The following is a 22,168-nucleotide window of genomic DNA, read 5'->3' as shown; positions in this document are numbered from 1 at the left end:
AGGTTCCGCGCAGATGGCTCAGGGTCGGGTGATGTTGTGCGGGTCGTGTACACCTCGCCGGTGGTAGGGGCGTTAGGCAGGCCGAAGCGACCGGCACGAGCGAGGAGCCACAGGTGGACAGGACAGCAGAGGCAGCGGGGACGGCGGGGACGGTAGGGACGGCAGAGGTGGCAGGGGCGGCAGAGGTGTCGTCGGTGCGGGCGCCCGGGAGCGTCCGGCGGAGGCTCCTGGTCGGCGCGGCGGCCCTGGTGATGCTCGGCGGCGGCGTCTCCATCGCCCACGGCGCGGCGGACGGGCCGGACGGCGGAGGTCACGCGGCCCACACCGCCGCCGCCGGTGGTGCCGGGGAGGCGGGACCGGTCGGTGGTGCCTCGCGGAGCGGCGTGTTCTGGATGCGGGCCGACGGGGTGTTCTCGCCGCCCGGCTCCTTCGTCCCGTCCGACGCGCTGACGTACGACACCGCCCTCGTACCGGCCGCCGCGCGGATCGAGATCACGCAGTACTCCCACCGGACCAGTCACCGCGTCGGCACCCGGCTGCGCGGCCTCGTCCCGAACCGTGCGTACGGGATGCACGTCCACACCTCGCCCTGTGCGGCCGATCCCGCCTCGGCGGGGCCGCACTACCAGCACCGCGCCTCCGCCACCGCGGACCCGGTCAACGAGGTGTGGCTGGACTTCCGCACCGACCGGAACGGCGCCGGCGAGGCGGAGGCCCGGCACGAGTGGGGGTTCCGGGACGGCGGGGCGCGGTCGGTGGTCGTGCACGACGCGCAGGGCGGCGCGGGCAAGCGGGTGGCCTGCTTCACGGTGCCGTTCTCGTCCTAGCCGGCGCCTTGCCGTGTACGGCGGCGGCACCCGAGGGGAATACGGCGGTGCCCCGCTCCCCGCGACCGTCGCGTCGCGGGGAGCGGGGCACCGTACCGTCCGGGGCCGGGCCTGTGAGCCTCAGACCGAGACCGGCGTGGCGGGCTCGCGGCGGGAGTCCTCGGCCGGGGCGTGCTCGGTGCGCGAGCCGAAGAGGCGGTCCAGGGCGAAGGCGCCCGGGCCGGTGAAGACCAGCAGCAGGAACGCCCAGCAGAAGAGGGCCGACGCCTCTCCGCCGTTGCCCACCGGGGCGAGCGCCTCGGGCTGGTGGACCACGAAGTACGCGTAGGCCATCGAGCCGGAGGCGATGAAGGCGGCGATACGGGTGCCGAGGCCGAGCGCGACCAGGGTGCCGCAGACCAGCTGGATCAGGGCGGCGTACCAGCCCGGCCAGGTGCCGGCCGCCACGTCGCGGCCGCCGAGCACGCCGAAGAGGCTGGAGGCGCCGTGGACGGCGAAGATCAGGCCGACGACGAAGCGGAAGAGGCCGAGCGCATAGGGCTGGGCCCTGTTCAGGTGAAGGGGCATGGGGGGTGGGCTCCTCGGTCTGGGTGGGGGCGTGAACCGACTGAGCGCCTCAGGTTAGGGAAACCTCACCAGTACTTGCAAGTTCAACATTCTGTCGGGTGGCTGAAAATCGACTAGATCTCCTGGGTGAGTGAACGCTCAAGAACGCTCACGAGCTGGTTGTCGCCACCCACCGACTTGGCCTGGACCAATGTCAGCGCAGAGTTCCGGCCATTCAGGGTCAACGTCATCAGCTGGTTGCCGAACCACGGGCCGCCCGCTCTGCTCCAGGTGACCGGCGACGGTTCCGTACGCCCGTGGCGGGTCAGCAGGCGGCCGATGCGCCGGCCCACCCCGCTCCAGCCGAAGCGGAAGCCCAGCCGGATCGACCGGGGGACCGAGTTGTGCACGGGGGAACACGTCAGCTGGAGAACGCGGGATTCCGGGGCGCCGCCAGGGGTGGTGGCGGGCCAGTGCGGTTCGGCGATGTAGGCGTGGTGCACGTCCCCGGACAGCACACATACCGTCGCCGGAGCGTCCGGACCGCTCCCCACGCGGCACAGCAACTCCGTGAACCGGCCGAAGGATTCGGGGAACGCGGCCCAGTGCTCCAGATCGGCCGCCCGGCGCAGCTTCTCGCCGAACCGCGCCCAGCGGCCACCGCGAGCACCCGCGCACAGGGCCGCGTCCCAGGTCTCCACGTCGTGGACGAGCGGCGGCAGCAGCCACGGCAGCGAACTGCCGATGAGGAGATGGTCGTACGCGGAGGGGTCCTCCAGCACGCGCTCGCGCAGCCAGCGGGCCTCACCCTCGTCCAGCATCGCCCGGCGCCCCTCGTCCAGGACGCGGGCCGCCCGGGTGTCCACCATCAGCAGCTGTACTCGGCCGAAAATGCGTTGGTAGCTCCAGCGGGTCCGGGCCGGATCGGCGTCGGTCTCCGCCGCGAAGCGCCGGAGCGTCTCGGTGCCGTCGGGCAGGGCCGTCACGGTGGCGTACACCGGATCGGCCGCCAGCTCGGCGGGGGAGAGGTTGCCGAGGTGCTGGTAGACCCAGTACGACATCAGCCCGCTCACGATCCGCTCGTTCCACCAGGGCGTGGCGCGCATGTGCTCCTGCCAGGCGGCGCTGGTGTTCCAGTCGTCGATGACGTCGTGATCGTCGAACATCATGCAGCTCGGCACGGTGGAGAGCAGCCAGCGCACCTCGGGGTCGCGCCACGATTCGTCGTACAGGCAGGTGTACTCCTCGTAGTCCGCGACCTCCGTGCCCGGCGGCTCGCGCAGGTCGCGCCGCATCGCCAGCCTCCGCTGCGTCGCCGTCGACGTCTCGTCCGCGTACACCTGGTCGCCGAGCAGGAGCAGGACGTCGGGGCGCTCGGCGGCGGGGTCGGCGGCGAGACGGGCGGCCAGGGTGACCAGCGCGTCCGGGCCCACCGGATCGTGCCCGCCGCCCGGGGCCGCGGCCCAGCGGCACGAGCCGAACGAGATCCGTACGCCGGGTGCTTGGGGCGCACCCGCGCCCACCGGTGGCGTGGTGATGGTGCTCGGCGGCAGGCGTGCGTCCTCGGGCGGCCACACGCGCCGGTCGCCGATCAGCACCTCGTACGCCGTCGTCGTGCCGGGCGTCAGCCCCTCCACGACCACCAGCGCGTAGTGGTGTCCGGCCACCGCGAAGGTCGGGGACGACCCCGAGGCGCCGTCCGCGCACCGGACCTCCACGGTGCACGGACGGCTCGCCTCGGCCCAGACGGTCGCGGTGGAACCGGACTCCCAGTCGACGTACCGCAGCAGCGGTCCCAGCCGTAGTCCGGCCATGTCGTGCCCTCCTCGCGTCTACGTCAGGGATGGGCTCCGTAACGTACAGAACGACGGAGGAGGGTGCACGGGTTCCGGCGGCCGGGGTGGCCTGGGGGCGGTCGGGGGTGGTCGGGGGTGGCCCGGGGTGGTCGGGGGTGGCCTGGGGTCAGCAGCCGTTCAGGGCCGTCTGCAGGGCGGACTTCTCGGCGGAGTCCACGCTCAGGTTGTAGTGCTTCTTGACGTGGACCCACGCGCGGACGTAGGTGCACTTGTACGCGGCGCGCGGCGGCATCCACTTGGCCGGGTCCTTGTCGCCCTTGGCCTGGTTGACGTTGTCGGTGACCGCGATGAGCTGCGGGCGCGTCAGGTCGTTGGCGAAGGACTGGCGCTGGGCGTTGGACCAGCTGCTCGCGCCGGAGCGCCAGGCCTCGGCGAGCGGGACCATGTGGTCGATGTCCACGTCGGAGGCGGCGCTCCAGGTGGCGCCGTCGTACTGCGAGTACCAACTGCCGCTGACGGCGGCACAGGAGGCGTCCTGCTGGACGTTGGTGCCGTCGCGCTTGAGGACGACCTCGCGGGTGTTGCAGGCGCCCGACTGGGTGATCCAGTGCGGGAACTTGTCGCGGCTGTAGCCGCTGGAGGAGCCCTCGGCGCCGACGGTGAGCTGGCCGAGGTAGGTGCGCGCGGTCGCCGCGCTGACCGGGGTGGGGAGGGCGGCCTGAGCGGTCGGGGCGGTGAGCAGGACGGAGGTGGCGGCGAGGGTGGCGGTGGCGGCGGCGACGGCCGAGCGACGCGCGTAGATACCGAACATGCGAACTCCCTTTGGGGCGGGGGGTGCTGGGGCGGGCGGCATGTGGAGCCCGGCCAGCGTGGCGGCGCCAGGTTTCCTGGGGGTGGGCGTCAGGTAACAGGGTGACGACATGTGCACGTCACATCAAGAGGTGTGACGGGGCGTGTGGGAGTGAACAGACCGCCCGGTGCGTGAAGGGAGTTGCGCGGCCGGAGGTGTTCCTGGGTACGGCGCGGGGCGGTGCGGTATAGGGCTGCGGGGGGCGGCGCGGTGCGGTGTGGGGCCGTTCCGTGGGCGGCGGGAGGAGTGCCCGGCGGTTCTATCGTTGGCTCGTGCTGCTACCGGTCACGCCGGCCCTCGGGGTCGTCCTCGTCGTCCTGTTGGTGCTCGCCGCCGTTGCCGCCGCGTGGGCCCGGCTGGGGTGGTCGCGCGAGATCCTGGTGGCCGGAGTGCGGGCCGCGGCCCAACTCGCCGTGGTCTCCCTGCTGATCGGCTGGGTGGCCCAGCGGCTGGGGCCGCTGCTCGGGTTCCTGGTGCTGATGTTCGCCGTGGCCGCCTGGACGGCGGGGCGCCGCATCACCCGTAACCGCACCTGGTGGTGGGCGGCCGTGCCGATCGGGGCCGGGGCGCTCCCGGTGGTCGGGCTGCTGCTGGCCACGGGGCTGGTGCCGGTCCGGGGCCTGGCGCTCATCCCGGTGGCGGGCATCCTCATCGGAGGGGCGCTCACCGCGACCGTGCTCGGCGGGCGGCGCGCGCTGGGCGAACTCACCACGCGTCACGGGGAGGTGGAGGCGGGCATGGCGCTCGGGCTGCTCGACCGGGACGCGCGGCTGGAGATCGTCCGGCCCGCCGCGTCGGACGCGCTGCTGCCGGGGCTCGACCAGACGCGGACGGTGGGGCTCGTCACGTTGCCGGGAGCGTTCGTGGGCATGCTGCTGGGCGGCGCCTCACCGGTGGAGGCGGGCGCCGTGCAGCTCTTCGTCCTGGTGGCGTTGATGGCGGTGCAGGTGGTGGCCGTCGCGGTGGTGCTGGAGCTGGTCGCGCGCGGGTGGCTGCACCGGGAGTGGGCGCCGGGAGTGAGCGCTGGCGCCCGTCGGGGCTCAGGCGGCGCCGTCCCGGCTCAGGCGGCGCTGTCCGGGCTCAGGCGGCGCTGATGTGCAGGCGGATCGTGCCGTCGCCGGCCGTCTCCACCCGGATCTGCGTCAGGTCCTCGACGTGCGCGTCCGGCGCCAGGGCCGCGGCGCGCGGGCCGACGCCCACGACCCGCATACCGGCCGCGCGGCCCGCCGCGATGCCCGCCTCGGAGTCCTCGAACACGATGCAGTCCGCCGCACCGAACCCCAGCTCCGCCGCGCCCTTGAGGAAGCCCTCCGGGTCCGGCTTGCTGGCGCCGACCTGTTCGGCGGTGACGCGGACGGCGGGCATCGGCAGTGCGGCCGCACCCATCCGGGCCGTCGCGAGCGCGCTGTCGGCCGAGGTCACCAGGGCGTGCGGGAGGTCGGCGATCGCGGCCATGAACGCGGCGGCGCCACCGATCGGGACCACGCCGTCGACATCGGCGGTCTCCTCGGCGAGCATCACCCGGTTGTCCGCGTAGTTCTCCTCGACCGGGCGGTCCGGGAGCAGGACGGCCATCGTGGCGTACCCCTGGCGGCCGTGGACCACCTTGAGAGCGGCTTCGGGGTCCAGTCCGTGCTTGAGCGCCCACCGGCGCCAGCAGCGCTCGACGACCGCGTCGGAGTTCACGAGGGTGCCGTCCATGTCCAGCAGGAGGGCGCTTGCGGTGAGGACGGTGGCCGACATCGGCTGGCTCCAACGCGCGGGGGGTTGGTCGTGCGGTACAAGAGCAGCCCCGCCCGCCGGTCAGGGAGTGCGGGCGGGAGCTACTTTGTTCCACGAAGATACAAAAACCTGGGCCGGAAAGCCAATCCCGCCGGTCCGCCCGGTCCGGAAACCCCGCATCGCCGCTCAGCCGCGCCCCCGTCCGCTCGTCTCCGCCTCCAGCGCGCTCCGGGTGTTCGGCCCGTACACACCGGCCGCATCGCCTTCGATCGCCTTGTACGACTGGTAGATCCGTACGGCGTGCTCCACCCGGTCGTTGAAGTTCCCGTCCGCGTCGCCGTGGTAGAGCCACACCTCCTGGAGCCGGTTCTGCAACACGGCCACCTGTGGGCCCTGGTCGCCGCGCCGCAGCGAGGAAGGGGCCAGCTCGGCCGGCGGCGCGTCGGTCGGCGGCGCCGCCTCACGGGTCGCCGAGGCGGACGGCGCGTCGGGCGAGGCCGTCGCCGGAGCGGAGGCGGTCGCGCTGGGCTCGGCGCTCTCCGAGGTGGAGGGCGAGGCGGAGGGGGACGCGGAGGCGGAGGCCGACGGGGTGGACGAGGGCGATGCCGTACGGGACGGAGCGGCCGAGGCGGAAGGGGACGGGGCCGGGGCGACGGAGGCGGCGGGTTCGTCCGCGGTGTCCGGGGCGCTCGTGGTCGCCTCCGGCAGCGCTTCGCTCTGGGCCCCGTCCCGGTCGAAGAGCCCGCCGGCGAAGGCCGCCGTCCCGACCACCGCCACCACGGCCGCGCCTACGGCCAGGGCCGCGAAGGGACGCCTGCGGCGCGGCTGTACGGGGTCGGGGGCTTCCAGGGGTGCGGTGGTGCGGACGCCCGAGGCCGCGCCGAAGGCGGGTCCCGTACCGAAGGCCGGTCCGGCACCGGACTCGGAGCCCGTACCGAAGGCCGGCCCGGCACCGGACTCGGGTCCCGTACCGAAGGCCGGCCCGGCACCGGACTCGGGTCCCGTACCGAAGGCCGGCCCGGCACCGGACTCGGGTCCCGTACCGAAGGCCGGCCCGGCACCGGACTCGGGTCCCGTACCGAAGGCCGGCCCGGCACCGGACTCGGAGCCCGTACCGAAGCCGGAGCCCGTACCCACCCCCGTACGGGAGTCCACCCCGCCGCCCAGATGCAGCGGCATGGTCGTCGCGGCATCACCCGAAGCGAGCTGCGCCGGCCCCGCCGAGGGATCCCGTACCGGTCCCTCCAAGGCGTCCCCGCCCTCCGGCCCGGTGCCCTCTCCCAGCGTCACGTACGGCCTGATCCGCAGCGGGTCGAAGTCCTCCGCCGCCGCCATCTCCGCCGAGCGGGCGGCGCGCAGCTCGTCCCCCGTGAGCGGCTGCGCGCCCGTGTCCGTACCGCACCGGCAGGGCATCCGGTGCTCCGTGCCGGGCTCGCCTGCCGTCCGTCTGCCGCACTCCGGGCATGCGTGTCCGGTCATCGTGGGTCCCCTCCCCTTGAACTGCCTGCGATTATGCAGCCCGCCCCGGCGAACCCCAATGCCCCACCGGCCCACGACGGGCCACGGGCGGCGCTCGGCAGGCCATAACAGGGCGGAACGGCCAGGATGGGGGTGTAGTGGATCAGCAGATCGCAGTGGATCGGGCTGCGGTGGATCGCAGCGGATCGAGGAGACGCCCATGGCCCAGCAGCTGAGCCCGCCCATGGTCCCCGGCGAGGGGCAGTCCCGCCGGACCGTCCTGGTGGCGATCGGCGCGCTGCTCCTCGGCATGCTGCTGGCGGCACTCGATCAGACCATCGTCTCCACCGCGCTGCCCACCATCGTCAGCGAGCTCGGCGGTCTCGACCACCTCTCCTGGGTGGTCACCGCCTATCTGCTGGCGGCGACGGCGGCGACCCCGCTCTGGGGCAAGCTCGGCGACCAGTACGGCCGCAAGAAGCTCTTCCAGACCGCGATCGTCATCTTCCTGATCGGCTCCGCCCTCTGCGGCATGGCCCAGAACATGCCCCAGCTCATCGGCTTCCGCGCTCTCCAGGGGCTCGGCGGCGGCGGGCTCATGGTGCTCTCGATGGCGATCGTCGGAGACCTCGTCACCCCGCGCGAACGCGGCAAGTACCAGGGCCTCTTCGGTGCCGTCTTCGGGGCGACGAGCGTGCTCGGACCGCTGCTCGGCGGGTTCTTCACCCAGCACCTCAGTTGGCGCTGGGTCTTCTACATCAACCTGCCGATCGGCGTCGTCGCGCTGCTCGTCATCGCGGCCGTGCTGCACATCCCGGTCCACCGCGAGAAGCACACCATCGACTACCTCGGCACCTTCCTCATCGCCTCCGTCGCCACCTGCCTCATCCTCGTGGCGTCCCTCGGCGGCACCACCTGGGCCTGGGGATCGGCCCAGATCATCGCGCTGGCCGTGCTCGCCGTGGTGCTGCTGATCGCGTTCGTGGCCGTGGAGCGGCGGGCGGCGGAACCGGTGCTGCCGCTGAAGCTCTTCCGGATCAGGACCTTCAGCCTCGTCGCCGTCATCAGCTTCGTCATCGGTTTCGCGATGTTCGGGGCGATGACCTATCTGCCCACCTTCCTCCAGGTGGTCCACGGCATCACCCCCACCATGTCCGGTGTGCACATGCTGCCGATGGTCCTCGGCCTGCTGCTCACCTCGACCGCCTCCGGGCAGATCGTCAGCCGTACCGGCCGCTGGAAGGTGTTCCCGCTCGCGGGCACCGCGCTCACCGCCGCCGGCCTGCTGCTCCTCCACCGCCTCACCCCGGACAGCTCGACCTGGGAAATGAGCCTCTGCTTCTTCGTCTTCGGCGCCGGGCTGGGCCTGGTCATGCAGGTCCTCGTCCTCGTCGTGCAGAACGCCGTCTCCTACCAGGACCTCGGCGTCGCCACCTCCGGCGCGACCTTCTTCCGCTCCATCGGCGCCTCGTTCGGCGTGGCCATCTTCGGCACCGTCTTCACCAACCGGCTCATCGGCCAGCTCGACAGCGCCCTCACGGGCCGGTCCCTACCGCCGGGCGTCGACGCCGACCGGCTGGCGGCCGACCCCCGCTCCATCCAGATGCTCCCGGCCGACCTGCGCCCCTCGATCCTCGACGCGTACTCCACCTCCATCACGGACGTCTTCCTGTACGCGGCACCCGTCGTCCTCCTCGCCTTCGTGCTGGCCTGGTTCCTGCGGGAGGACAAGCTCCGGGGCTCGGTGACCGCTCCCGACACCAGCCAGACCCTCGCCTCCAACCCGGTGGAGCGTTCCTCGTACGACGAGTGCGCCCGCGCACTCTCGGTGCTCGCGACCCGGGAGGGGCGCCGGGAGATCTACGAGAAGATCACCGCGCGCGCCGGGTACGACCTGCTGCCCGCCGCCAGCTGGCTGCTGCTGCGGATCAAGCGGCACGGCACGGTCGAGCCCGCGCGGCTCGCGGAGGTGGCGCCCGTACCGCTCCGGGTGATCACCGAGGCGGCCCGGCAGGTGGAGGGGCGCGGACTGGCCCGCCGTGAGGGGCTCCAGATGATCCTCACCGACGCGGGTGCCGAGGCCGTGGTGCGGCTCTCGCAGGCCCGGGAGGACTCCCTCGCGGAGCTGCTGGGCGACTGGTGGGGGCCGGACCGGCCCACCGACCTGGTCAAGCTGGTGGCCGAGCTGACGGCGGAGGTCAGCGGGTCGAGCAAGGAGCGCCCGCACATGCCGGCACCGCCCCGCGACCACGCGGCGGACTGGCACCACGACATCGACCACCGGGACCGCCGGGACGACCACCGGCCCTGACCGGCCACCGGCCACCGGCCCGCGCCCGTGTCCACGAGGACAGGCCCTTCACAGCTCCTGAGGACGTCCAGCCCCTCCAGCTCCTCCAGACCTCACAGCTCCTTCGCGAACCAGACCTCCGCGTACGGGTTGCGCCGGTGGAAGGCCGGCACCTCCGCGTAGCCGTGCTTCGCGTACAGGCCGCGCGCCTCGACCAGGTCGAGACGGGTGTCCAGCCGGAGCAGCCGTACGCCGAGCGCCCGCGCCTCCTCCTCGATCGCGGCCAGCATCACCCCGCCGCCACCCGTCGACCGGAACGCCGGGCGTACGTACACCCGCGTCAGCTCCGCCGAACCCGGTACGGCCTCCTCCGTCAGCACCAGCCCCGCACAGCTCGCCGCCTTGCCCTCGTGGCGGCCGACGACGAACTGACCGGTCGGCGGCAGCAGCAGGTCCGCGCCGTCGTCGGCGAGCCCCTCGGCTATCTCCGCTTCGGTGGCGGGCCGCTGCCAGTAGCGGCTCGCCACCTCGTCGTAGTAGTCGCGGCGCAGCGCGGTGGCGTCGGCGGAGTCGAAGCGTTCGGCGGTCACGGTCCAGGTCATGTGCGGCATTCTTGCTCCCGCACGGCCGAAGGACGATGTGATTTATGTGCAGGGGGCACCAGTGAACCGACCTACCGCAGACGCAGACGCAGACGCAGGCACAGGCACAGGCGCAGGCGCAGGCGCCGACGCCACGACGCGGGCCCGGGCCGTCCGCCATCTCGCCGACCGCTGGATACGGGACGCGCTCGCCACCGGGAAGCCGGCGAACGGTGACAGCTTCGTCTGCTCGCCCGCCGGGCTGTGGCTGGCGCTCGCCGCCGTGGCCGCCGGAGCGCGCGGCGAGACCGCCCGGGAGCTGCGGGCGCTGCTCGGTACGGCGGACCGGGAGGCGGCACCCGCCGTGACGGCGGCGGCCCGCGAGCTGGCGCTGACCGGTGCGCTGGAGGTGGCGACCCGGGTGTGGAGCCGGGTGCCGGTACGGGAGGCGTACCGCGAGGCGCTGCCGGACGTCCGGTTCGACGACGGGATGGACCCGGCAGCCGCCGACGCCTGGGTACGGGAGGCCACCGGCGAGCTGATCGAGCGGCTGCCCCTGCAGATCACCGACGAGACCCTGCTCGCCCTGGTCAACGTCCTGGCGCTGAAGGCCCGCTGGGAGAAGCCGTTCGAGGGCTGGCTGACCCGGGACCTGCCGTTCACCGACGCGTCCGGCACGACCCGCCCGGTGCCGACCATGACGAAGGGCGTGCCGCTCGCCGATGTGTGGACGGTGGACGGCACGTACGTCGTCGAACTGCGCTGCGCCTCGGACGCTTCCGGCGGCGGAGCCCGGGTCAGGTTCGTCCTCGGCGAGCCGGGCGCGGGCGCCCGCCAGGTGCTGCCCGCCGGCTGGGCGGACCGGAGCGCCGGGGGCCGGCCGGATGCGGACCTGGTGACCATCGCGTTGCCGCGCCTCGCCCTCCGTACCCGCATCGCCGTCACCGCACAGCTGCCCGCGCTCGGCGTCCGGCTGGCCACCTCCGACGCGGCGGACTTCTCCGGCCTCTCGCCGCAGCCGCTCACCATCTCCGACGTGGTCCAGGAGTCCGTGCTGAAGGTCGCCGAGGAAGGTGTGGAGGCCGCGGCGGTGACCGTGGTCGCGATGCGGGCCGGCAGCGCGGCCCCGCCGCCGCAGCGGCTCCTGCGCCTCGCCTTCGACCGCCCGTTCGGCACCGTCGTCCTGCCCGCCGGCACCGACGTCCCGCTCTTCGCCGCCTGGCAGGCGGACACGCCCTCCGGCCCGGCGCACACCTGATCGTCCTTCCGAACAGAGATTCTCCGGACCGGAGGATGATGACAGTCAGGCAAAGAGGGGGTTGATTGTGTCTACCCCGTAGGGCAGTGCGAGGCTTCATCCGGCGCTGCCCCGAGTCGAAGGGGCGGGGCATGGAACGGCGGGAGGGGCGGCGCAGCGTGGCGAACGCGGAGCACAGTGTGCGCGGTGGCGCGGCGGCGGACGCGGTGACGAGTACGGAGACGAGGACCGGGCTGACCCGGGCCGTGCTCTGGCTGGTCGTCGCCGTGCTGGCGGTGCGGCAGATTGCGGTGGTGCTGCGGCAGCCGCCCGGCGAACGGCTCACCGATCTGGAGACCTGGATCGGCGAGAACGGTGTCCTGCGGGTGACGGGCTCGCTGTACGACAGCGGCCGGTTCACCGGCACGCCCTTCGCCGGTCTGGTGCTGAAGCCGCTCACCGCGTCGGCCGAGGCGGCCCTCGGCATCGCCTGGACCTTCGGCACCCTGCTCCTGGTGGCCGCCCTCGGTGTCGTCGCCGCGCGCGCTCTGCCCGCACCGGTGGGCCGGCGTACGGCGCTGCTCGCCGTACCCGTCGCGATCACCCTGCTCATGCTGTCGCTGCCGGTCCGCAACACCCTCCACCTCGGCCAGACCAGCATCCTGCCGGTCCTCCTGGTCCTGCTGGCCTGTTTCGCCGTCCGGGACCACCGGCTGCGAGGCGTCCTCGTCGGCCTCGCCGCCGCCCTGCAGCCGACGCTCCTCCTCTTCGCCGCCCTCCTCTGGCTGACCGGGAAGCGGCGGGCCTCCGCCGTCTCGCTCGCCACCTTCGCCTTCTGCACGGCCGCCGCCTGGGCCGCGGTGCCGGAGGACTCGTGGACGTACTGGGTGCACCACGTCGCGGGCGCCGGGCTCGGTGAGCGGCCGGACAGCCTGGCCAACCAGTCGCTGCACGGCGTGCTGCTCCGGCTCGGCTTCGAAGGACCGGCCGAGATCGCGCTGTTCCTCGTGCTCGCGGCCGCGGTCGTCGTCGTCGGTGTGCGCCGCGCGGTCCGCTACGCGCAGGACGGCCAGCTGCTCCTCGCCGTCGCCGTGACCGGGTGCGTCGTCGTGGCCGTCGCGCCGACCGCCTGGCAGCACCAGCTCCTCTGGGTGCTCCTGGCCGTCGTCGGCCGGGTCGGCAAGCGCGCCTCCGACCGGCTGGTCTGGCCCGCCGTCGTGGTGCTCGTCCTCACGCTCCCCGGCAAGATGCTCCTCCCGAACGTCGGTCCGCTCACCTTCGTACGGGACAACGGCCTGCTCCTGGTGGCGCTCGCCGCGGCCTGCGCCGCGCCCTTCCTGCCGCGCACCTCGCCGTACTGGCAGCGGCCCGTCCCCACCGACCACGCGAAGCCGGTCGCCGCGCGGTGGAGACGCGTGCCGCTCCTGCCGTTCTGGCGCCGGGCGCTCCACCGCCCGAACCTCCTGCTGGAACTCCTGCTCATCCGCGTCGTCTACTCCGCGTACGCACAGGTCCGCCTCGCCGCCACCGCGGGCCGTCCCGTCGCCGAGGAGCACGGCCGGCAGATCCACGCCATCGAGCAGTGGCTGCACATCGACATCGAACTCTGGGTCAACCACACGGTCGTGGAGATCACCTGGCTGCGGGAGTTCTTCGACTACTACTACTCGACCTTCCACTTCATCATCCCGCTGGCCATCCTCGGCGTGCTGTACGCGCGCCGCCCCACCGACTACCGCTGGGCCCGCTCCTCCATCGGCTTCGCCACGCTGCTGGCGCTCGTCGGCTTCTGGCTCTACCCGCTGGCCCCGCCGCGCCTCATGCCGGGCCTCGGCTTCATCGACACCATCCACGGCGTCCAGGACTTCGCGAAGCCCGACTACGGCACGCTGACCACCCTCACCAACCAGTACGCGGCGATGCCGTCGCTGCACTTCGGCTGGTCGCTGTGGTGCGGAGTGGTCATCGCGATTCTGGCCCCGAAGATGTGGATGAAGGCGCTCGGCCTGCTCCACCCCCTCTTCACCATCGCCGCGATCGTGGCGACCGCCAACCACTGGGTGCTGGACGCGGCCGGCGGGGCGCTGGTCGTCCTCGCGGGCTTCGGGCTGACGTACCTGCTGGCGGGCCCACGGAAGTTGGTGCCGCAGGAGAAGCCGCTGACGACGGAGCCCGCTCCCGGACCCGTACGCGCCGAGGCCGGCGGCCGGAGTCAGGAACCGGCGGCGGACGTACGCACCTGAAGCTGCTTGATCCCGTTGAGCCAGGCCGACCGCAGCCGCCGCGGATCCTCCAGCAGCCGCAGATCGGGCAGCACGTCCGCGATGGCGCTGAAGATCAGGTCGATCTCCATCACGGCCAGCGACTTGCCGAGGCAGAAGTGCGGGCCACCGCCACCGAAGCCCAGGTGCGGGTTGGGGTCGCGGGTGATGTCGAAGGCTTCCGGAGAGTCGAAGACCTCGGGGTCGTTGTTGGCCGAGGAGTAGAACAGGCCGACCCGCTCGCCCTTCCGGATGCGCTGGCCGCCGAGCTCCAGATCCTGCGTGGCGGTCCGCTGGAAGGAGACCACCGGGGTCGCCCAGCGCACGATCTCCTCGGCGGTCGTCTTCGGACGCTCCCTCTTGTACAGCTCCCACTGCTCGGGATGGGTGAGGAAGGCGTGCATGCCGTGGCTGATCGCGTTACGGGTGGTCTCGTTGCCGGCCACCGCGAGCAGGATCACGAAGAACCCGAACTCGTCGGAGGACAGGTTCCCTTCGCCCTCCGCCGCGACCAGCTGGCTCACGATGTCCTGCGCCGGACACTCCTTGCGGGCCGCCGCCAGGTTCATCGAGTACGCCACGATCTCCATCGCCGCCTCGGCGCCGACCTCCTCGGTGATCGCGTACTCCGGATCGTCGTACGCGGCCATCTTGTTGGACCAGTCGAAGATCTTGGACCGGTCCTCCTGCGGTACGCCGATGAGTTCGGCGATCGCCTGGAGCGGGAGCTCCACCGCGATGTTCGTGACGAAGTCGAACGTCCCGTCGCCCCCGGCCGCCGCCGCGTGGGCGGTCTCCACGATGGACCGGGCGCGTGCCCGCAGCGCCTGCTCCAGGGAGCGCACCGCACGCGGGGTGAAGCCGCGCTGGACGATCTGGCGGACCCGGGTGTGTTCCGGCGGGTCCATGTTGAGCATGATGAGTTTCTGGACCTCGATCTGGTCGCGGCTGATGGTCTCGTTGAAGCGGATGACCGCGGTGTTGGTGTTCGAGGAGAACAACTCGGGATGCGTGGAAACGTACTTGACGTCCGCGTGCCGGGTGACGACCCAGTACCCCTCGTCGCCGAAGCCGGAGATGTTGGCGGGCTGCGTGCACCACCAGACCGGCGCGGTCTGCCGCATCAGCGCGAACTCCGGGTGCGGGACGCGGGATTGGAGGAGATCGGGGTCGGTGAAGTCGAACCCGTCGGGCAGATGGGGGCAGCGCATGGGCACCTCTCCACTCCGGATCTGGCGGTGAACCGTCGGACGATCAGCGCGGTCTGACGCTCCATCAGAATCTGCCCGCAAGGTAGTAACGAGTTCTACAAGTCGCAAGAGCCCTGGCCGGATCCGTTCCCCGCGACTGCCGCCCACAGTCGCCCGGCCTGGTGTGGGGGCGCGCGAAAGGGGGGTACGCGGCCGGTGCGCGCCCCTTGCGCAGCCGGGCCGCCGTCATGAGACTGCTTGCAGAACTAGAACGCGTACTAGTTCCTTCCGTGGGCGCCGGGACGCCCCGACGGAAGCGCGAGGAGAGGACGAGCTCATGGCCGCGGAACCCGTCATCGTCGAAGCCGTACGCACCCCGATCGGCAAGCGTGGAGGCGCGCTCGCCCATCTGCACCCCGCCTACCTGCTGGGCGAGACCTACCGTGAACTTCTCGGCCGCACCGGCATCCAGGCCGACTGCGTCGAACAGATCGTCGGCGGCACCGTCACGCACGCCGGTGAGCAGTCCATGAACCCGGCCCGCAACGCCTGGCTGGCCGTGGGGCTGCCGTACGAGACCGCCGCGACCACCGTGGACTGCCAGTGCGGCTCCTCGCAGCAGGCGGCGCACATGGTCGCCAACATGGTGGCCGCCGGGGTCATCGACGTCGGCATCAGCTGCGGCGTGGAGGCGATGTCGCGGGTGCCGCTGGGCAGCGGCTCCAAACACGGTCCCGGCAAGCCCTGGCCCGACGAGTGGAACGTCGACCTGCCCAACCAGTTCGAGGCCGCCGAGCGCATCGCCCGCAAACGCGGCCTCACCCGCGCGCGGGTCGACGCGCTCGGCCTCCGCTCGCAGCAGCGCGCGGCCGAGGCGTGGGCCGAGGAACGCTTCAAGCGCGAGACGTACGCCGTCCAGGTCCCGACCACCGAGGAGGAGCAGGCGGCCGGCCAGGGCATGTGGCGGCTCGTCGACCGGGACGAGGGGCTGCGCGACACCTCGATGGACGTGCTCGCCGGCCTGAAGACGGTCATGCCGAGCGCGATCCACACCGCCGGCAACTCCTCGCAGATATCCGACGGGGCCGCCGCCATCCTCTGGTCCTCCAAGCGGATGGCCCGAGCCTTGAAGCTCAAGCCCCGGGCCCGGATCGTGGCCCAGGCGCTCGTCGGCTCGGACCCGCACTTCCACCTCGACGGACCCGTAGATGCCACCCGGGCGGTGCTCGGCAAGGCCGGCATGTCGCTCAAGGACATCGACCTCGTCGAGATCAACGAGGCGTTCGCGTCGGTGGTACTGAGCTGGGCCCAGGAGTTCGAGGCGGATCTCGACGGCCTGGAGAAGGTCAACGTCAACGGCGGCGCGATCGCGCTCGGCCACCCGGTCGGCGCGACCGGCGCCCGCCTGATCACCACGGCCCTGCACGAACTGGAACGCCGCGACAAGGAGTTCGCGCTGATCACGATGTGCGCGGGCGGGGCGCTGGCCACCGGCACCATCATCCAGCGGCTGTAGCGCCCGACCTGCCTCTCAGGAGCCCGGGAGCCCGGGAGCTCAGGAGTCCAGGAGCTCAGGAGTCCAGGGGGCCGTCCACCCCTAGGATCCCTACGACTGGTTGGTCTCGAACCCCACCCGCGCGTCGAACGCCGCCCGCCGGGTCGCCCGCCGCAGCGCCTTCAGCAGCGTCGGGCCGATGGTCAGCGTCAGGACCACCGTGAGCACCGCACGCCCCAGGTCCCACCCCAGCGAGGTCGCCGCGCAGTAGGCGAGGAAGCGCACCAGGTTCTCGTGGAGCGGGTCGCCCGCGACGAACGAGATGCCCGAGCCGAGTCCCGGGATGATCGTCCACCCGTACAGATTCATGATCGTGCCGTACGCGAACGCCGCCACGGACCCGTACACCGCGAGCATCGCCAGCTCGGCCCGCCCGCGCAGCCGATCCGCGCCCGGCAGCAGCCCCGCGCCCATCGTGAACCAGCCCATCGACAGCATCTGGAACGGCATCCACGGCCCCACCCCACCCGTGAGCAGGGCGGACGCGAACATGGTCACCGAGCCGAGCACGAACCCGAAGCCCGGACCCAGCACCCGTCCGCTCAGCACCATCAGGAAGAACATCGGCTCCAGGCCCGCCGTGCCCGCTCCGAGCGGGCGCAGCGCGGCCCCGACCGCCGCCAGCACGCCGAGCATCGCGACGGCCTTGGCGTCCATGCCGGACTCCGAGATCGTTGCCACCACCACCGCGACCAGCAGCGGCAGCAGCGCGGCGAACAGCCACGGCGCGTCCTGCGCGTGCGCGAGCCCGGACCCGGCACCGGCGAGCAGCGGCCACCCGAAGGCGACCACGCCGACCGCGCTCACCAGCACCAACGCGGCGACCGACTTCGGCCCGAGCCGCACGGGCCGGGGAGCCCGCACCTTCTCCGTACCACTCACGCGCCCGCCTCCAGCGCGCCGCGCACCTGCGAGACGGTCAGCCACTCCTGCGGAGCGAGGATCTTCGCGGTCTGCGGAGCGAAGGCGGGGGAGGAGACGACCACCCGGCCGGTCGGGCCGTCCGCGACGACCTCCCCGTCGGCGAGGATCACCACCCGGTGGGCCAGCTCCGCCGCCAGCTCCACATCGTGCGTGGCCAGGACGATCGCGTGCCCCTCGGCCGCCAGCGACCGCAGGACGCCGACGAGCCGGCCCTTCGCCGCGTAGTCCAGGCCCCGGGTCGGCTCGTCAAGGAGCAACAGCGGCGGCCGGGCGGTCAGCACCAGCGCGAGGGCCAGCGCGAGGCGCTGGCCCTCGGAGAGGTCACGGGGGTGTGTGCCGTCCTCCACGCCCGGCAGCAGCCCGGTGACCAGCGCCCGGCAGGTGCCCTCGTCCGCGCCCGCGTCCCGGTCGGCGGCGGCGCACTCGGCGGCCACCGTGTCCGCGTACAGCAGATCGCGCGGCTCCTGCGGGACGAGGCCGACGCGGCGGATCATGGCGCGTGGATCGGTACGGGCCGGGGCCAGGCCGCCGACACGTACGGAGCCGGAGGTGGGCTCGACCATGCCGACGAGCGCGCCGAGCAGGGTGGACTTTCCGGCCCCGTTACGGCCCATCAGCGCCACGGTCTCCCCGGGCGCCACGGTCAGCGTGACCCGCCGCAGCGCCTCGATCCGCCCGCGCCGCACGCCCAGGGACTCGACCCGGGTGACGGGGTCGGCGGGACCGGGCGCTTCGACGGCTTTCGTACGGCCCAGGAGCCGCGCGATCCGTCCGGGACGGGGGCCGCTCGACACCGGCGCAGGCGCCACGGACACGTTCATGGAAAGCTCCGGAGGCCCGGGCGGCGCGGCCGAAGCCAGCCGTTCCCGCAGCTCACCGGCCCCGCGCCGGGCGTCCCGTACCGAGAGCGGCAGCGGGTCCCAGCCCGCCAGCAGCCCCAGCTCCGCGACCGGCGGCCGGACCGGTGAGACGGCCATGATCTCGGCGGGCGCGCCCATCACGGGTGCGGCGCCCGGCGCCGGCAGCAGGACGACCTGGTCCGCGTACTGCACCACCCGCTCCAGCCGGTGCTCGGCCATCAGTACGGTCGTCCCGAGGTCGTGGACCAGCCGTTGGAGTACGGCGAGCACCTCCTCGGCCGCCGCCGGGTCCAGCGCGGAGGTCGGCTCGTCGAGTACCAGCACCTTCGGGTGCGGGGTCAGCACCGAACCGATCGCCACCCGCTGCTGCTGGCCGCCCGAGAGGGTCGCGATCGGCCGGTCCCGCAGCTCGGCCAGGCCCAGCAGATCGAGCGTCTCCTCCACGCGCCGCCGCATGACGTCCGGCGCCAGGCCCAACGACTCCATGCCGTACGCGAGTTCGTCCTCGACCGTGTCCGTGACGAAGTGGGCCAGCGGGTCCTGCCCCACCGTGCCGACCAGATCGGCCAGCTCACGCGGCTTGTGCGTGCGGGTGTCGCGCCCGTCCACCGTCACCCGGCCGCTCAGCACCCCGCCGGTGAAGTGCGGCACCAGCCCCGAGACCGTCCCCAGCAACGTCGACTTGCCGACCCCCGACGGCCCGACGAGCAGCACCAACTCCCCTTCCGGCACCGCGAGATCGACGCCGGAGAGCGTGGGCCGGTCCGTCCCGTCGTACCGCACGGAGACCTGCTCGAACCTGATCACGCCTGCTCCTTGCTGCGACGGCCGTGTTCTTCGAAGCCGCGACGGTCGTGTTCTTCCAGGCCGCGCGAGGACGGCGGTACGGGGGCGACCAGTGCGGGCAGCAGCCCGACCAGCACGGCGGCAGCGGGCCACAGCGGCAGCTCGGGCGCGGTCAGCGGGACGACACCGGGGTGCAGTGCCTCCGGATCGACCGAGCCCGCCCAGATCATCGCGGCCGCCACCACCGCACCCGACCCCGCCACCAGCCAGGCCCGCACCCCCCACCGGTCCGGCCGGTACCGGGTCCGTACCGAGCGCCGCCCGCCCAGCCGCAGCCCCGCCATCGCCGCGACGAGCCCCGCCAGCAGCACCGGCAGCCCGTACACGGCCCCTTGCGCGGCCAACAGCCCGTACGTTCCGGCGCACACGCCGAGCAGCCCGCCGAGCGTGAGGACGTTGGTGGTGTGCCGGACGGCGGGCGGAACCTCGGCGGTACGCCCGTACCCCCGCGCGTCCATCGACGCGGCCACCGCCACCGACCGCTCCAACGCCCCTTCCAGCACCGGCAGTCCGATCTGCGCGACCGCCTTCACCCCACCGGTCGGCCGCCCCCGCAGCCGCCGCGCGGTGCGGAGCCGGACCACATCGGCGACCATGTTCGGGGCGAACGTCATCGCGACGACGACGGCGACCCCGACCTCGTACAGCGCACCCGGCAGGGACTTCAGCAGCCGGGCCGGGTTGGCGAGCGAGTTCGCCGCGCCGACGCAGATCAGCAGAGCGGCCAGCTTCATCCCGTCGTAGAGCGAGAAGACCAGCTGCTCCGCCGTGACCCGGCCCCCGATCCGCACGCCCTGCGCCCAGTCGGGCAGCGGCACTTCGGGGAGCGTGAACACGGTGTGCGTGCCGGGGATCTGCGAGCCGAGGAAGACGGAGAAGAGCAGTCGCAGCGCGATGACGAAGAGCCCGAGCTTGATGAACGCCCCGTAGGAGCGGGCCCACGGCGCGTCGGTGCGCCGGGCCGCCACCACGTACCCCGCCACCCCGACCAGCAGGCCGAGCAGCAGCGGGTTGGTGGTCCGGGAGGCGGCGGTGGCCAGCCCCAGCGCCCACAGCCACCACGCCCCGGCGGGCAGCGCGTTGGAGCGGCCCGCCTCGGGCGTGTGCAGGGCACGGCGGAGCAGCCGGGCCGTCCCCGGGGCGTACGTCATCGGCGCCGGCGGGCCTGGAACACGGCGGCGACGCCCAGCAGCAGGACGGCCCCGATGCCGACGAGGAGCCCGGCGGACGGACCGCCACCGCTGTCGCTGTCGCCGTCGTCATCGGCCGCGGTCGCGGGCGCCGAGGAGGCGGAAGGGGCCTCGGAGGGCTTCTCACTTCCCTCGCCCGACACCTGCTCGCCGCAGCCCGTCCTCGGATAGCCGGAGATCGCGCAGATCATCGCGCTGCTGTCGTACCGCAGCGGCTTCGCCACCGAGGCGAGCGCCTCCGCGCTGCTGGCGTCCGGTGCGACCTGGGCACAGGCGGTGCGCAGCGCGGGCGGCTTCTCGCCGTCCGGGGCGTCCTCCGCCGTACCGGGGTCGATCACCAGCGCGACCCGCTTGGCGCCGTCCTTCGCCGGGGTGTCCGCGCAGACCGCCGCGAAGTCGGGGGCGCGGCGCGGCCGGTCGGCGTCGGCGGAGTCCTCGCTGACGGCGAACCGGAAGCCCTGGACCGTACCGTCGTCGGGGCGTACGAGGGACGGGCCCTGGGTGGCGTACGCCCAGCTCGTGCCGTCGGCCTCCCAGAAGGACCAGTAGCGGTACCCGGCCGCCTGCGCCCCGCCCGCTCCGAGCAGGACGGCGGAGGCGGCGAGGAGGACGGCGAGAAGACCGGCGACCGGAGTCCGGAGCAGCGCCGACGAGGTGCGCGTCACGGCTGCTGCTTCTTCCGGCGCATGGAGAGCAGGAAGCCGATGCCGGCGCCGAAGAACAGACCGAGGCCGACCAGCCACCACAGGCCGAGCCCGCCGTCCTCGCTCTCGGTGCCGCTGGAGGGCTGCGGACCGCTCGGCGTCGGGGAAGGGAGGGCGGTCGCGGCGGGAGCCGGGCCGGTCGCGTTGAGCTGGGCGACCAGGTCGACACCGCCGAAGTCGCGGGCGTCGGCGGCGGTGGCATGCGCGGCGAAGATCAGCTGTGCGGTCGCGGCGGGCCCGCCCTGCTCCGCCCAGGTCCTGGAGTTCTTCTCCAGCCACTCCACCGAGGCGGCGGCCTTGTCCTTGTGACCGGAGGCGGCGAGGGCGACGACCATGTCCGCGGTGTTGCCGAAGTCGGGCTGCGGCTCGTTCTCCTCGGCGCCCGGCATCGGCGGCTGCTCCAGATAAGGGGAGGCGGCGAGGGTCGCGGCGAGGTAGTGGGCGCCGTTCTGCGCGCTCTGCTCGGCGGTGAGGTCGTCGCCCTTCGTGCAGACGGGGTCCTTCACCGCGTTCGCGTCCCCGATGGCCATGCCCTTGCCCAGCAGCCCGAGCACGGCGGCCGCCGACGCGTCGTTGTTGGCGACCAGCTCGCCCTTCTTGCCCGGCTGGTAGGCGAAGGCGCCGCCGTCCTTCTTCCCGCACGGGATGGCCAGGGCCTGGAGCGCGGTGTACGGGGTGCTGCCGTCGGCGGTGGTGAGCTCGCCGACCGGGACGCTCGTACGGGCGAGGGCGCCGATCACCACGGCGGTGGAGTTGGCGTCGCTCGGGCTGCCCGGGTTGTAGCCCCAGCCGCCGTCCTCGTTCTGGACGGACTTCAGCCAGTCGGCCCCGTTGTCCGCGGCCTCCCTGTGCTGGCCCAGCTCCACGATGGCCTGGACGGCGGCGGCCGTGGCGTTGGTGTCCATCACGGTCGAGGCGTCGCACGGCGCGGAGGCGTCGCTCCGGTACGAGGTGAAGGCGCCGCTGTCGCACTGCTGCTCCAGCAGCCAGTCCACGGACTGCTGCGCCGGCGTGACGTACTCGATCTTCTGCGCGAGGAAGGCCAGCGACTGCCGCCACACCCCGTCGTACGTGGGGTCCGTGGTCCCGTAGAGCCCGAGCGGCAGCTGGACCGACGGGGACGGGCTCGGTGCGGCGACCGCGGCGGGGGCGACCGCGACGGGTGCGGCCGCGCCCAGCAGAACGGCGGTGGTCGCGAGCGCGGCTGCGCTGCGGCGTACGGTCATGGCGGGCTGTGCCTCTCCTGCGGGGGCCGGCTCTCCCGGACGCACGAGGGCACCGGGCTCCGGTCCCGTATACCTCGGTATACCTCGACGGTGCCGGCCACCGGG

At 73.1% G+C, this 22,168-nt stretch carries 18 protein-coding genes; 6 read left to right on the top strand and 12 right to left on the bottom strand.

The genetic code is table 11. The annotated features are described in order from the left end of the window. The first annotated feature begins 251 nt into the window (after positions 1–251). Complete coding sequence (locus ACQP09_RS08465; protein WP_433406520.1) at positions 252–827, top strand: superoxide dismutase family protein; 576 nt, start codon at positions 252–254, stop codon at positions 825–827. A gap of 120 nt (positions 828–947) precedes the next feature. Here the strand turns inward: ACQP09_RS08465 and ACQP09_RS08460 are convergent, their stop codons facing one another. The 3 genes from ACQP09_RS08460 to ACQP09_RS08450 all read right to left on the bottom strand — a co-directional run bounded on the left by ACQP09_RS08460 (position 948) and on the right by ACQP09_RS08450 (position 3,980). After that, positions 948–1,394: a DoxX family protein gene (locus ACQP09_RS08460; protein ID WP_433397246.1), complete on the bottom strand. Its 447-nt coding sequence runs from the start codon at positions 1,392–1,394 to the stop codon at positions 948–950. A gap of 113 nt (positions 1,395–1,507) precedes the next feature. Beyond that, positions 1,508–3,187: an alkaline phosphatase D family protein gene (locus tag ACQP09_RS08455; RefSeq protein ID WP_433397244.1), complete on the bottom strand. Its 1,680-nt coding sequence runs from the start codon at positions 3,185–3,187 to the stop codon at positions 1,508–1,510. Positions 3,188–3,335: 148 nt separating this feature from the next. Continuing rightward, the gene (locus ACQP09_RS08450) at positions 3,336–3,980 is read right to left on the bottom strand and encodes an HNH endonuclease family protein (RefSeq protein ID WP_432148359.1); all 645 of its coding nucleotides are present in this window, start codon (positions 3,978–3,980) and stop codon (positions 3,336–3,338) included. 311 nt (positions 3,981–4,291) lie between these two features. Between ACQP09_RS08450 and ACQP09_RS08445 the strand changes: the two genes are divergently transcribed. Continuing rightward, a complete protein-coding gene (locus ACQP09_RS08445; RefSeq protein WP_433397242.1) occupies positions 4,292–5,113 on the top strand; it encodes an ABC transporter permease in 822 nt (273 codons plus the stop codon). Here the strand turns inward: ACQP09_RS08445 and ACQP09_RS08440 are convergent. Both ACQP09_RS08440 and ACQP09_RS08435 read right to left on the bottom strand, forming a co-directional pair. Next, the gene (locus tag ACQP09_RS08440; protein WP_433397240.1) at positions 5,100–5,762 is read right to left on the bottom strand and encodes an HAD-IA family hydrolase; all 663 of its coding nucleotides are present in this window, start codon (positions 5,760–5,762) and stop codon (positions 5,100–5,102) included. The two genes, ACQP09_RS08445 and ACQP09_RS08440, sit on opposite strands and share 14 nt — an antisense overlap. 165 nt (positions 5,763–5,927) lie before the next feature. Further along, positions 5,928–7,220, bottom strand: a complete 1,293-nt coding sequence (locus tag ACQP09_RS08435) for a peptidoglycan-binding domain-containing protein (RefSeq protein WP_433397238.1) — start codon at positions 7,218–7,220, stop codon at positions 5,928–5,930. Positions 7,221–7,419: 199 nt separating this feature from the next. Here ACQP09_RS08435 and ACQP09_RS08430 point away from each other — a divergent pair, with 199 nt between their 5' ends. Beyond that, complete coding sequence (locus ACQP09_RS08430; RefSeq protein ID WP_433397236.1) at positions 7,420–9,510, top strand: DHA2 family efflux MFS transporter permease subunit; 2,091 nt, start codon at positions 7,420–7,422, stop codon at positions 9,508–9,510. A 92-nt stretch (positions 9,511–9,602) separates the two neighbouring features. Here ACQP09_RS08430 and ACQP09_RS08425 read toward each other — a convergent pair whose 3' ends face one another. After that, positions 9,603–10,091 (bottom strand): GNAT family N-acetyltransferase, encoded by a 489-nt coding sequence (locus tag ACQP09_RS08425; protein ID WP_433397234.1) that lies wholly within the window; start codon positions 10,089–10,091, stop codon positions 9,603–9,605. A 61-nt stretch (positions 10,092–10,152) separates the two neighbouring features. Between ACQP09_RS08425 and ACQP09_RS08420 the strand changes: the two genes are divergently transcribed. Together ACQP09_RS08420 and ACQP09_RS08415 are read left to right on the top strand one after the other, a co-directional pair. Further along, positions 10,153–11,328, top strand: coding sequence for a serpin family protein (locus tag ACQP09_RS08420; protein WP_433397232.1), 1,176 nt, complete (start codon positions 10,153–10,155; stop codon positions 11,326–11,328). 131 nt (positions 11,329–11,459) lie between these two features. After that, complete coding sequence (locus ACQP09_RS08415) at positions 11,460–13,550, top strand: bifunctional glycosyltransferase 87/phosphatase PAP2 family protein (RefSeq protein ID WP_433397230.1); 2,091 nt, start codon at positions 11,460–11,462, stop codon at positions 13,548–13,550. Here the strand turns inward: ACQP09_RS08415 and ACQP09_RS08410 are convergent. After that, complete coding sequence (locus ACQP09_RS08410) at positions 13,520–14,779, bottom strand: cytochrome P450 (RefSeq protein ID WP_433397228.1); 1,260 nt, start codon at positions 14,777–14,779, stop codon at positions 13,520–13,522. The two genes, ACQP09_RS08415 and ACQP09_RS08410, sit on opposite strands and share 31 nt — an antisense overlap. A 316-nt stretch (positions 14,780–15,095) precedes the next feature. On the opposite strand from ACQP09_RS08410, the gene ACQP09_RS08405 reads away from it, so the two are divergent. Further along, positions 15,096–16,274, top strand: a complete 1,179-nt coding sequence (locus ACQP09_RS08405) for a steroid 3-ketoacyl-CoA thiolase (protein ID WP_433397226.1) — start codon at positions 15,096–15,098, stop codon at positions 16,272–16,274. A 90-nt stretch (positions 16,275–16,364) separates the two neighbouring features. Here the strand turns inward: ACQP09_RS08405 and ACQP09_RS08400 are convergent, their stop codons facing one another. Genes ACQP09_RS08400 through ACQP09_RS08380 form a run of 5 tightly spaced genes read right to left on the bottom strand, consistent with a single transcriptional unit; the run spans position 16,365 to position 22,063 of the window. Beyond that, positions 16,365–17,195 carry an ECF transporter S component gene (locus tag ACQP09_RS08400; RefSeq protein WP_433397224.1) on the bottom strand — a complete coding sequence of 277 codons (831 nt, stop codon included), beginning with the start codon at positions 17,193–17,195 and terminating at the stop codon, positions 16,365–16,367. Further along, complete coding sequence (locus ACQP09_RS08395; protein WP_433397222.1) at positions 17,192–18,904, bottom strand: ABC transporter ATP-binding protein; 1,713 nt, start codon at positions 18,902–18,904, stop codon at positions 17,192–17,194. The genes ACQP09_RS08400 and ACQP09_RS08395 overlap by 4 nt, the downstream gene beginning before the upstream one ends. Further along, positions 18,901–20,094 (bottom strand): energy-coupling factor transporter transmembrane component T, encoded by a 1,194-nt coding sequence (locus tag ACQP09_RS08390; RefSeq protein WP_433397220.1) that lies wholly within the window; start codon positions 20,092–20,094, stop codon positions 18,901–18,903. Before ACQP09_RS08390 ends, ACQP09_RS08395 begins: the two co-directional genes overlap by 4 nt. Continuing rightward, positions 20,091–20,798 (bottom strand): SCO2322 family protein, encoded by a 708-nt coding sequence (locus ACQP09_RS08385; RefSeq protein WP_433397218.1) that lies wholly within the window; start codon positions 20,796–20,798, stop codon positions 20,091–20,093. The genes ACQP09_RS08390 and ACQP09_RS08385 overlap by 4 nt, the downstream gene beginning before the upstream one ends. Beyond that, positions 20,795–22,063 (bottom strand): prenyltransferase/squalene oxidase repeat-containing protein, encoded by a 1,269-nt coding sequence (locus ACQP09_RS08380; RefSeq protein ID WP_433397216.1) that lies wholly within the window; start codon positions 22,061–22,063, stop codon positions 20,795–20,797. The genes ACQP09_RS08385 and ACQP09_RS08380 overlap by 4 nt, the downstream gene beginning before the upstream one ends. Positions 22,064–22,168 lie beyond the last annotated feature (105 nt).

Source organism: Streptomyces sp. CA-146814, assembly GCF_050942385.1.
Taxonomy (GTDB): domain Bacteria; phylum Actinomycetota; class Actinomycetes; order Streptomycetales; family Streptomycetaceae; genus Streptomyces.
The sequence above is the reverse complement of the archived record's forward strand: the minus strand, read 5'-3'. Positions and strand labels throughout refer to the sequence as shown.

Excerpts from the sequence above, each read along its gene's own strand:
- ACQP09_RS08465 (WP_433406520.1), top strand. The coding sequence starts at position 252 with ATGCTCGGCGGCGGCGTCTCCATCGCCCACGGCGCGGCGGACGGGCCG.
- ACQP09_RS08460 (WP_433397246.1), bottom strand. The coding sequence starts at position 1,394 with ATGCCCCTTCACCTGAACAGGGCCCAGCCCTATGCGCTCGGCCTCTTC.
- ACQP09_RS08455 (WP_433397244.1), bottom strand. The coding sequence starts at position 3,187 with ATGGCCGGACTACGGCTGGGACCGCTGCTGCGGTACGTCGACTGGGAG.
- ACQP09_RS08450 (WP_432148359.1), bottom strand. The coding sequence starts at position 3,980 with ATGTTCGGTATCTACGCGCGTCGCTCGGCCGTCGCCGCCGCCACCGCC.
- ACQP09_RS08440 (WP_433397240.1), bottom strand. The coding sequence starts at position 5,762 with ATGTCGGCCACCGTCCTCACCGCAAGCGCCCTCCTGCTGGACATGGAC.
- ACQP09_RS08435 (WP_433397238.1), bottom strand. The coding sequence starts at position 7,220 with ATGACCGGACACGCATGCCCGGAGTGCGGCAGACGGACGGCAGGCGAG.
- ACQP09_RS08430 (WP_433397236.1), top strand. The coding sequence starts at position 7,420 with ATGGCCCAGCAGCTGAGCCCGCCCATGGTCCCCGGCGAGGGGCAGTCC.
- ACQP09_RS08425 (WP_433397234.1), bottom strand. The coding sequence starts at position 10,091 with ATGACCTGGACCGTGACCGCCGAACGCTTCGACTCCGCCGACGCCACC.
- ACQP09_RS08415 (WP_433397230.1), top strand. The coding sequence starts at position 11,460 with ATGGAACGGCGGGAGGGGCGGCGCAGCGTGGCGAACGCGGAGCACAGT.
- ACQP09_RS08410 (WP_433397228.1), bottom strand. The coding sequence starts at position 14,779 with ATGCGCTGCCCCCATCTGCCCGACGGGTTCGACTTCACCGACCCCGAT.
- ACQP09_RS08405 (WP_433397226.1), top strand. The coding sequence starts at position 15,096 with ATGGCCGCGGAACCCGTCATCGTCGAAGCCGTACGCACCCCGATCGGC.
- ACQP09_RS08390 (WP_433397220.1), bottom strand. The coding sequence starts at position 20,094 with ATGACGTACGCCCCGGGGACGGCCCGGCTGCTCCGCCGTGCCCTGCAC.
- ACQP09_RS08380 (WP_433397216.1), bottom strand. The coding sequence starts at position 22,063 with ATGACCGTACGCCGCAGCGCAGCCGCGCTCGCGACCACCGCCGTTCTG.